The 7,915-nt window shown below is 65.7% G+C and carries 15 protein-coding genes; all 15 read left to right on the top strand.

The annotated features are described in order from the left end of the window. The coding region (gene tuf, locus INE98_RS05590) for an elongation factor Tu (RefSeq protein ID WP_293537257.1) at window positions 1-1,022 on the top strand (1,022 nt) is incomplete at its 5' end. Window positions 1,023-1,417: 395 nt separating this feature from the next. Beyond that, the gene (rpsJ, locus tag INE98_RS05595) at window positions 1,418-1,726 is read left to right on the top strand and encodes a 30S ribosomal protein S10 (RefSeq protein ID WP_110449816.1); all 309 of its coding nucleotides are present in this window, start codon (window positions 1,418-1,420) and stop codon (window positions 1,724-1,726) included. 13 nt (window positions 1,727-1,739) lie between these two features. Beyond that, window positions 1,740-2,483 (top strand): 50S ribosomal protein L3, encoded by a 744-nt coding sequence (gene rplC, locus INE98_RS05600; RefSeq protein WP_293537259.1) that lies wholly within the window; start codon window positions 1,740-1,742, stop codon window positions 2,481-2,483. Further along, window positions 2,483-3,121, top strand: coding sequence for a 50S ribosomal protein L4 (gene rplD, locus INE98_RS05605; RefSeq protein WP_293537261.1), 639 nt, complete (start codon window positions 2,483-2,485; stop codon window positions 3,119-3,121). The genes rplC and rplD overlap by 1 nt, the downstream gene beginning before the upstream one ends. Next, window positions 3,121-3,420 (top strand): 50S ribosomal protein L23, encoded by a 300-nt coding sequence (locus INE98_RS05610; protein WP_293537263.1) that lies wholly within the window; start codon window positions 3,121-3,123, stop codon window positions 3,418-3,420. Before rplD ends, INE98_RS05610 begins: the two co-directional genes overlap by 1 nt. Before the next feature lie 4 nt (window positions 3,421-3,424). Beyond that, entirely contained in the window at window positions 3,425-4,261 is an 837-nt protein-coding gene (rplB, locus tag INE98_RS05615) for a 50S ribosomal protein L2 (protein WP_293537264.1), read from the top strand. Between the two features lie 3 nt (window positions 4,262-4,264). Next, the gene (rpsS, locus tag INE98_RS05620) at window positions 4,265-4,543 is read left to right on the top strand and encodes a 30S ribosomal protein S19 (protein ID WP_110449821.1); all 279 of its coding nucleotides are present in this window, start codon (window positions 4,265-4,267) and stop codon (window positions 4,541-4,543) included. A gap of 2 nt (window positions 4,544-4,545) precedes the next feature. Further along, a complete protein-coding gene (rplV, locus tag INE98_RS05625; RefSeq protein WP_293511836.1) occupies window positions 4,546-4,926 on the top strand; it encodes a 50S ribosomal protein L22 in 381 nt (126 codons plus the stop codon). Then, window positions 4,926-5,687, top strand: a complete 762-nt coding sequence (rpsC, locus tag INE98_RS05630; RefSeq protein ID WP_293537267.1) for a 30S ribosomal protein S3 — start codon at window positions 4,926-4,928, stop codon at window positions 5,685-5,687. The genes rplV and rpsC overlap by 1 nt, the downstream gene beginning before the upstream one ends. Before the next feature lie 9 nt (window positions 5,688-5,696). Then, window positions 5,697-6,125, top strand: coding sequence for a 50S ribosomal protein L16 (gene rplP / locus INE98_RS05635; protein ID WP_110449824.1), 429 nt, complete (start codon window positions 5,697-5,699; stop codon window positions 6,123-6,125). Continuing rightward, the gene (gene rpmC, locus INE98_RS05640; protein WP_293537269.1) at window positions 6,125-6,319 is read left to right on the top strand and encodes a 50S ribosomal protein L29; all 195 of its coding nucleotides are present in this window, start codon (window positions 6,125-6,127) and stop codon (window positions 6,317-6,319) included. Before rplP ends, rpmC begins: the two co-directional genes overlap by 1 nt. An 11-nt stretch (window positions 6,320-6,330) precedes the next feature. After that, a complete protein-coding gene (gene rpsQ, locus INE98_RS05645; protein ID WP_293537270.1) occupies window positions 6,331-6,582 on the top strand; it encodes a 30S ribosomal protein S17 in 252 nt (83 codons plus the stop codon). 14 nt (window positions 6,583-6,596) lie between these two features. Next, window positions 6,597-6,965 (top strand): 50S ribosomal protein L14, encoded by a 369-nt coding sequence (gene rplN, locus INE98_RS05650; protein ID WP_293537271.1) that lies wholly within the window; start codon window positions 6,597-6,599, stop codon window positions 6,963-6,965. Next, the gene (gene rplX, locus INE98_RS05655) at window positions 6,965-7,279 is read left to right on the top strand and encodes a 50S ribosomal protein L24 (protein ID WP_293537273.1); all 315 of its coding nucleotides are present in this window, start codon (window positions 6,965-6,967) and stop codon (window positions 7,277-7,279) included. Before rplN ends, rplX begins: the two co-directional genes overlap by 1 nt. Then, a complete protein-coding gene (gene rplE / locus INE98_RS05660; protein ID WP_293537274.1) occupies window positions 7,272-7,829 on the top strand; it encodes a 50S ribosomal protein L5 in 558 nt (185 codons plus the stop codon). The genes rplX and rplE overlap by 8 nt, the downstream gene beginning before the upstream one ends. Window positions 7,830-7,915: the final 86 nt, after the last annotated feature.

The raw sequence follows: 7,915 nt of genomic DNA on the forward strand, positions 1-7,915 counted from the left end.
AGGCGCGGGGGATCACGATCAACACGGCGCACGTCGAGTATGAGACTCAGAACCGTCACTATGCGCACGTGGACTGCCCCGGGCACGCCGACTACGTGAAGAACATGATCACGGGCGCGGCGCAGATGGACGGCGCGATCCTGGTGGTGAGCGCGGCGGACGGCCCGATGCCCCAGACGCGGGAGCACATTCTTCTGGCGCGCCAGGTGGGTGTTCCGGCCCTGGTGGTCTACATGAACAAGGTGGACCTGGTGGACGACCCGGAGCTTCTGGACCTGGTCGAGATGGAGGTCCGTGAGCTTCTGTCGTCGTACAACTTCCCGGGGGATGACATCCCGATCGTGAAGGGTTCGGCGAAGGTGGCCATTGACGGCGGCGACCCGGTCCTGGGCGAGAACTCGATCCTGGAGCTGATGACGCAGGTGGATGCGTACATTCCGCAGCCTGAGCGTCCTGTGGATCTTCCGTTCCTGATGCCTGTGGAAGACGTGTTCTCGATCTCGGGTCGCGGCACGGTTGTGACGGGCCGGATCGAGAAGGGCGTTGTGAAGGTGGGCGAGGAAGTCGAGATCGTCGGCATCCGTCCTGTCCAGAAGACGGTGTGCACGGGCGTGGAGATGTTCCGCAAGCTGCTGGACCAGGGTCAGGCGGGGGACAATGTGGGCGTTCTGCTGCGCGGCACGAAGCGCGAGGACGTGGAGCGCGGCCAGGTGCTGTGCAAGCCGGGCTCGATCACGCCGCACACGAAGTTCGTTGCGGAGGCCTACATCCTGACCAAGGAGGAGGGCGGTCGTCACACGCCGTTCTTCACGAACTATCGCCCGCAGTTTTACTTCCGGACGACGGACGTGACGGGGATCATCCGCCTGAAGGAAGGCGTCGAGATGATCATGCCGGGCGACAACGCCGAGCTGGACGTGGAGCTGATCACGCCGATCGCGATGGACCAGGGCCTTCGGTTCGCCATCCGCGAGGGCGGCCGGACGGTGGGCGCCGGGGTGGTCTCGAAGATCGTCGAGTAGATCCTCGCCCATCCCCCGGCCCCGGCCGGGATACAACAGGGGCCGCGGAGGAAACTCCGCGGCCCTTTCTGCTGCCTACGGCTCGGAAATGAAGCTTCGCCAAATGGGGATGCCTCGCTTGACGGGGGCGAGTCGGGCACGTATACCCGCGCCTCCTGTTGGACCGGCTGTGCCGTTTGACCCTGTGTCAAAAGGCAGACGCGGTCCGCGGAGCGGCCTTTGCCGGGGACAGCCGTCCCGGGCGGGGCGGAAGCCAGCGCTGTCTTTCGGGCTGGCTTCGTTTCGTTTTGCGGACTTTCGTGTGCGGTCGCTTCGCAAGGGCGGCCGGAGTTGGTCTTTGAAATGGTCAATGGCACGCGGACGGACCGCCGTCTGTAGGGGAACTTAAGAGCGATATGGATCGTCAGAACATCCGCATCCGGCTCAAGGCCTTCGATCACCGCGTGCTGGACCATTCCACGCGCGAGATCGTGAACACGGCCAAGCGCACCGGCGCGACCGTCCGGGGGCCCATCCCCCTGCCGACTCAGATTGAGAAATTCACGGTCAACCGCTCGCCGCACATCGACAAGAAGTCCCGCGAGCAGTTCGAGATCCGCACGCACAAGCGCGTGCTCGACATCGTCGATCCCACCCCGCAGACCGTCGATGCGCTGATGAAGCTCGACCTGTCCGCTGGCGTGGACGTCGAGATCAAGCTGTAAGGGGGATCGGTCGATGCGTACCGGCGTGATCGCCAAGAAACTCGGCATGGCCCGCTTCTTTGATGAGGATGGGGTCCACGTACCCGTGACCGTCCTCAGCCTGGATGGCTGCGCCGTGACCGGCCACCGCACCGCGGAGCGTGACGGCTATGTCGCCCTCCAGCTTGGCGCGGGTCTCCGCAAGCCCAAGAACGTCACCAAGCCCCTGCGCGGCCACTTCGCCAAGGCCGAGGTCGAACCCCGCCAGAAGGTGGTCGAGTTCCGGGTGTCGCCCGAGAATCTGATCGAGGTCGGCGCCGAGCTGACGGCGGATCACTTCGTGGTCGGCCAGAAGGTGGACGTCACCGGCACCACCATCGGCAAGGGCTTCGCCGGCGCCATGAAGCGCTGGAACTTCGGCGGCATGCGCGCCACCCACGGCGTGTCCGTGTCGCACCGCGCGCATGGCTCCACCGGCCAGCGTCAGGATCCCGGCAAGACCTTCAAGGGCAAGAAGATGGCTGGCCATCTGGGTCAGGAAACCGTCACCACCCTGGGCCTCACCGTCTGGCGCATCGACGCAGACCGCGGCCTGATCATGGTCAAGGGCTCGGTCCCGGGCTCCGAGGGCTCCTGGGTCCGCGTCCGCGACGCCGTGAAGGCTCCGCCCGCCGGCGTCCCGACGCCCGGCGCCTTCCGCAAGGCCGGCCAGGCTGCGGCCCCCGCCGCCGAGGCCGCCCCCGCCGAAGAGGCTCCGCAAGCCGAGGGTCAGGAATAATGAAACTCGACGTCATCAAGCTCGACGGCGGGAAGGGCGGTTCCATTGAACTGTCTGACGCCATCTTCGGGATCGAGGAGATCCGCGGCGACATCCTGCAGCGGGTCGTGACCTGGCAGCTCGCCAAGCGGCGGGCCGGCACCCACAAGATCCAGGTCCGGAACGAAGTCTCCCGCACAAGCAAGAAGATGTACAAGCAGAAGGGCACCGGCGGCGCCCGTCACGGCTCGCGTCGTGCGGCCCAGTTCGTCGGCGGCGCCAAGGCCCACGGGCCGGTGGTGCGCAGCCACGCCTTCGACCTGCCCAAGAAGATTCGCGCCCTGGCCCTCCGCCACGCCCTGTCCTCCAAGGCCCGGGCCGGCGACCTCGTGGTCGTCGACAGTCTGGCCCTTCCCGAGGCCAAGACCGCGGCCCTGCGCACGGCCCTTGGCAAGATCGGTCTGGTCAACGCTCTGGTGATCGCGGGTCCGGAGGTCGACGGCAACTTCCGCCTGGCCGCCCGGAACATCCCGAACGTGGACGTGCTGCCGAACGCCGGCCTGAACGTCTACGACGTGCTGCGCCGTCGCACCCTCGTCCTGACCAAGGACGCGGTCGAGGCGATCAACGTCCGCTTTGCCGAGAAGGAGGCCGCATAATGGCCACCCCCTCCGCCCGTCATTACGACACCATCCTGTCTCCGGTGATCACCGAGAAGGCGACCCTGCTCTCCGAGCAGAACAAGGTCGTGTTCCGCGTTTCCAGCGACGCCACCAAGGATGAGATCGCGGCCGCCGTCGAGGTGCTGTTCAAGGTCTCGGTGACCAAGGTCAACACCCTGAACGTGAAGGGCAAGACCAAGCGGTTCCGCGGCCGGGAAGGCCGACGTTCCGACGTCAAGAAGGCTGTCGTGACCCTGGCCGAGGGCCAGTCGATCGACATCACCACGGGGCTCTGAAGCGATGGCTCTGAAGCAGTACAATCCGACTTCGCCCGGCCGTCGCACCCTGGTGCTGATCGACCGGTCCGAGCTCCACAAGGGTCGTCCGGAGAAGGCGCTCGTCGAGGGCCTGACCAAGACAGGCGGCCGGGGCGGCGGAGGCCGCGTGGCCGTTCGCTTCCGTGGCGGCGGCGCCAAGCGCCTCTACCGCAAGGTGGATTTCAAGCGCCGCAAGTTCGACGTGGTCGGCACGGTCGATCGGATCGAGTACGATCCGAACCGCACCGCCTTCATCGCCCTGATCCGTTATGCAGACGGCGAGTTGGCCTACATCCTGGCCCCGCAGCGCCTCAAGGCCGGCGACCAGGTGATCGCCTCCGAGCGCGCGGACGTGAAGCCCGGCAACGCCATGCCGCTTCGCGCCATGCCGATCGGTTCGATCATCCACAACATCGAGCTGAAGCCCCTCAAGGGCGGCCAGATCGCCCGTTCGGCAGGCGCCTACGCCCAGCTGGTCGGCCGGGACGCCGGCTACGCCCAGATCCGCCTCAACTCGGGCGAGCTGCGCATGGTCCCGGACGCCTGCATGGCCACGGTGGGCGCCGTCTCGAACCCGGACCACATGAACGAGGTCCTGGGCAAGGCCGGCCGCTCTCGGCACAAGGGGCGTCGCCCGCACGTCCGCGGCGTCGCCATGAACCCGGTCGACCACCCGCACGGCGGTGGTGAAGGCCGCACCTCGGGCGGCCGTCACCCGGTTACGCCCTGGGGCAAGCCGACCAAGGGGTCGCGCACCCGCACCAACAAGGCGACGGACAAGTTCATCATCCGCTCGCGTCACGCCCGGAAGGCTCGCTGATCCATGACCCGTTCCGTCTGGAAAGGACCGTTCGTCGACGGTTACCTGCTCAAGAAGGCGGAGGCCGCCCAGGTCTCTGGCCGCAAGGATGTCATCAAGACCTGGTCGCGCCGCTCGACCATCATGCCGCAGTTCGTCGGCCTGACCTTCGGCGTGCACAACGGTCAGAAGCACGTGCCGGTGCTGGTCTCCGAGGACATGGTCGGCATGAAGCTCGGTGAATTCGCCCCGACCCGGTATTTCCCGGGTCATGCGGCGGACAAGAAGGCGAAGAGGAAGTAGGCATGTCCAAGCCGTCCAATCCCCGCCGCCTGAAGCCGGCTGAGGCCATGGCCAAGGCCACCACCCTGCGGGTCAGCCCCCGCAAGCTGAACCTGGTGGCCCAGTCGATCCGCGGCCTGAAGGTCCAGCGGGCCCTCAACGAGCTGGAGTTCAGCCACAAGCGGATCGCCCGCGACGTGCGCAAGGCGCTCTACTCGGCCATCTCGAACGCTGAGAACAACCACAACCTCGACATCGACTCCCTGGTCGTCGCCGAGGCCTACGTGGGAAAGAACCTGGTGATGAAGCGTTTCGCGGCGCGCGCCCGCGGCCGCGCATCCCGTATCCAGAAGCCTTTCAGCGAGATCACCATCGTGGTCCGCGAACTCGGTGAGGCCGCCTGATGGGTCAGAAAGTCAATCCGGTCGGGCTTCGCCTCGGCGTCAACCGCACCTGGGACAGCCGCTGGTTCGCCGATGGCGCGGACTATGGGCGCCTCCTGCACGAGGACCTCAGGGTTCGCGCAGAGCTCAAGAAGCGCCTGTACCAGGCCGGCGTCAGCCGGATCATCATCGAGCGTCCCCACAAGAAGTGCCGCATCACCATCTACGCCGCACGCCCCGGCGTGATCATCGGCAAGAAGGGCGCGGACATCGAGAAGCTGCGCAAGGACGTCGCCGCCATCACCGGTGGAGAGGTTCACCTGAACATCGTCGAGATCCGCAAGCCGGAAGCCGACGCCCAGCTGATCGCCGAGAACATCACGTCCCAGCTCGAGCGGCGGATCGCCTTCCGTCGGGCCATGAAGCGGGCCATGCAGTCGGCCATGCGCCTCGGCGCCAAGGGCATCCGGATCAATGTCTCCGGTCGCCTGGGCGGCGCGGAAATCGCCCGGATGGAATGGTACAAGGAAGGCCGCGTGCCGCTCCACACCCTGCGCGCCGACATGGACTTCGGCTTTGCGGAGGCCAAGACCACCTACGGCATCATTGGCGTGAAGGTGTGGGTCTTCAAGGGCGAGGTCCTCGAGCACGATCCCATGGCGATGGACAAGCGCCTGGCCTCGGAGTCCGGTCCGGCCGGCGAGGGTGGCGGGCGCGAACGGTCTGGCGACCGTCCGGACAGGGGTCCGCGCCGTGACCGCCGCGAGACCGCGGGAGCTTAAGAGACAGCCATGCTTTCCCCGAAGAAGACCAAGTACCGCAAGCAGTTCAAGGGCAAGATCCACGGGACGGCCAAGGGCGGCTTTACGCTGAACTTCGGCTCCTATGGCCTGAAGTCTGTCGAGCCCGAGCGGATCACCGCCCGTCAGATCGAGGCCGCCCGGCGGGCGATCACCCGCCAGATGAAGCGTCAGGGTCGGGTCTGGATCCGGATTTTCCCGGACGTGCCTGTCACCGACAAGCCTGCTGAAGTCCGGATGGGCAAGGGCAAGGGCTCGGTGGAGTACTGGGCCGCCCGGGTGCATCCCGGCCGGATCATGTTCGAGATCGACGGCGTGCCGGACGATATCGCCCGGGAGGCGCTGCGCCTCGGCGCCGCCAAGCTGCCGGTGAAGACCCGCATCGTCACCCGCATCGACGCTGTCGCGGAGCACGCGTGATGAAGACTGAAGACATCCTGGCCATGACCCCCGACCAGCTCGCCGAGAGCCTGCTGAACCTGAAGAAGGAGCAGTTCAACCTGCGCTTCCAGGCTGCGACGGGTCAGGTTGAGAAGACCCATCGCGCCGGCGAGATCCGCAAGGACATCGCCCGGATCAAGACCGTCCTGCGCAGCCGCCAGGCCACGGCCTAGGGAGTACGAACATGCCGAAACGCATTCTTGAAGGCGTCGTCGTCTCCGACAAGGGCGACAAGACGGTGGTCGTGAAGGTCGAGCGGACCTTCCTGCATCCGGTGCTGAAGAAGACCGTCCGCCGGTCGAAGAAGTACCACGCCCATGATGAGGGCAACACCTACCAGGCGGGCGAGATCGCCCGCATCATCGAGTGCGCTCCGCGCTCAAAGACCAAGACCTGGGAAGTGCTGCCGAAGGCCGCCGCTTCGCAGGCGTCCTGAGGGAGGGCTGATCCATGATCCAGATGCAGACCAACCTCGACGTTGCTGACAACTCTGGCGCCCGCCGCGTCATGTGCATCAAGGTCCTGGGCGGCGCAGGTCGCCGTTACGCTGGCGTTGGCGACAAGATCGTCGTGTCGGTCAAGGAAGCCATTCCGCGCGGTCGTGTGAAGAAGGGCGATGTGCTTCAGGCGATCGTCGTACGCACGTCCCAGGCGATCAAGCGCAAGGACGGTTCCCTGATCCGCTTTGACCGCAACGCTGCGGTCATCGTGAACAAGCAGAGCGAGCCGATCGGCACCCGGATCTTCGGGCCGGTTCCCCGGGAACTTCGCGCGAAGAACCACATGAAGATCATCTCACTCGCTCCCGAGGTGCTGTGATGGCCGCGAAGATCAAGAAGGGGGACCGCGTCGTGGTCCTGGCCGGCAAGGACAAGGGTCGCCAGGGCGCGGTCATGAAGGTCCTGCCGAAGGAAGGCCGTGTCGTCGTTCAGGGGATCAATATGATCCAGCGGCACACCCGTCCGACCCAGGCCGATCCGCAGGGCGGCATCCGCACCCGAGAAGCGGCGGTCCATGTCTCCAACGTCGCAGTCGTCGACTCCCAGGGCAAGCCGACCCGTGTCGGCTTCCGTATCGATGATGGCAAGAAGGTCCGCGTGGCCAAGACCACCGGCGAGGTGATCAATGGCTGATCAAGCTTACGAGCCCAGACTGAAGACCGAATATCGCCAGCGGATCCGCGGGGCGATGAAGGAGAAGTTCGGCTACACGAACGAGATGCAGATCCCGCGTCTGGACAAGATCGTCCTGAACATGGGGATCGGCGAAGCGGTCGGTGACTCCAAGAAGGTCCAGGCCGCCGTCGGCGACCTGGCGCGTATCGCCGGTCAGAAGCCGGTTCCCACCAAGGCGCGCAACTCCATCGCCGGCTTCAAGCTGCGCGAGGGCATGGTGATCGGCGCCAAGGTCACCCTGCGCAAGGATCGGATGTACGAGTTCCTGGACCGGCTGATCACCATCGCCCTGCCGCGGGTGAAGGACTTCCGGGGCCTCAAGCCCACCTCCTTCGATGGTCGCGGCAACTACGCCATGGGCCTGAAGGAGCACATCGTGTTCCCCGAGATCAACTACGACCAGATCGATCAACTGTGGGGCATGGACATCATCGTCGCCACGACTGCGAAGACCGACGAGGAGGCGCGTCAGCTTCTTCGGGAATTCCAGTTCCCGTTCAACGCCTAAGGGACGGGAAGGAAAGGTAACATGGCCAAGAAGAGCGCCGTCAACCGTAACGAGAAGGTCAAGGTTCTCGTCCAGCGCTACGCCGC

This window comes from Phenylobacterium sp., from assembly GCF_020253645.1.
Classification (GTDB): domain Bacteria; phylum Pseudomonadota; class Alphaproteobacteria; order Caulobacterales; family Caulobacteraceae; genus Phenylobacterium.

What these genes read in the sequence shown, in the direction of transcription:
- rplN (WP_293537271.1), top strand. Translation starts at nt 6,597, where the DNA reads ATGATCCAGATGCAGACCAACCTCGACGTTGCTGACAACTCTGGCGCC.
- rpsJ (WP_110449816.1), top strand. Translation starts at nt 1,418, where the DNA reads ATGGATCGTCAGAACATCCGCATCCGGCTCAAGGCCTTCGATCACCGC.
- rplX (WP_293537273.1), top strand. Translation starts at nt 6,965, where the DNA reads ATGGCCGCGAAGATCAAGAAGGGGGACCGCGTCGTGGTCCTGGCCGGC.
- rplB (WP_293537264.1), top strand. Translation starts at nt 3,425, where the DNA reads ATGGCTCTGAAGCAGTACAATCCGACTTCGCCCGGCCGTCGCACCCTG.
- rpsC (WP_293537267.1), top strand. Translation starts at nt 4,926, where the DNA reads ATGGGTCAGAAAGTCAATCCGGTCGGGCTTCGCCTCGGCGTCAACCGC.
- rplP (WP_110449824.1), top strand. Translation starts at nt 5,697, where the DNA reads ATGCTTTCCCCGAAGAAGACCAAGTACCGCAAGCAGTTCAAGGGCAAG.
- rplV (WP_293511836.1), top strand. Translation starts at nt 4,546, where the DNA reads ATGTCCAAGCCGTCCAATCCCCGCCGCCTGAAGCCGGCTGAGGCCATG.
- rplE (WP_293537274.1), top strand. Translation starts at nt 7,272, where the DNA reads ATGGCTGATCAAGCTTACGAGCCCAGACTGAAGACCGAATATCGCCAG.
- rpmC (WP_293537269.1), top strand. Translation starts at nt 6,125, where the DNA reads ATGAAGACTGAAGACATCCTGGCCATGACCCCCGACCAGCTCGCCGAG.
- INE98_RS05610 (WP_293537263.1), top strand. Translation starts at nt 3,121, where the DNA reads ATGGCCACCCCCTCCGCCCGTCATTACGACACCATCCTGTCTCCGGTG.
- rplD (WP_293537261.1), top strand. Translation starts at nt 2,483, where the DNA reads ATGAAACTCGACGTCATCAAGCTCGACGGCGGGAAGGGCGGTTCCATT.
- rpsS (WP_110449821.1), top strand. Translation starts at nt 4,265, where the DNA reads ATGACCCGTTCCGTCTGGAAAGGACCGTTCGTCGACGGTTACCTGCTC.
- rpsQ (WP_293537270.1), top strand. Translation starts at nt 6,331, where the DNA reads ATGCCGAAACGCATTCTTGAAGGCGTCGTCGTCTCCGACAAGGGCGAC.
- rplC (WP_293537259.1), top strand. Translation starts at nt 1,740, where the DNA reads ATGCGTACCGGCGTGATCGCCAAGAAACTCGGCATGGCCCGCTTCTTT.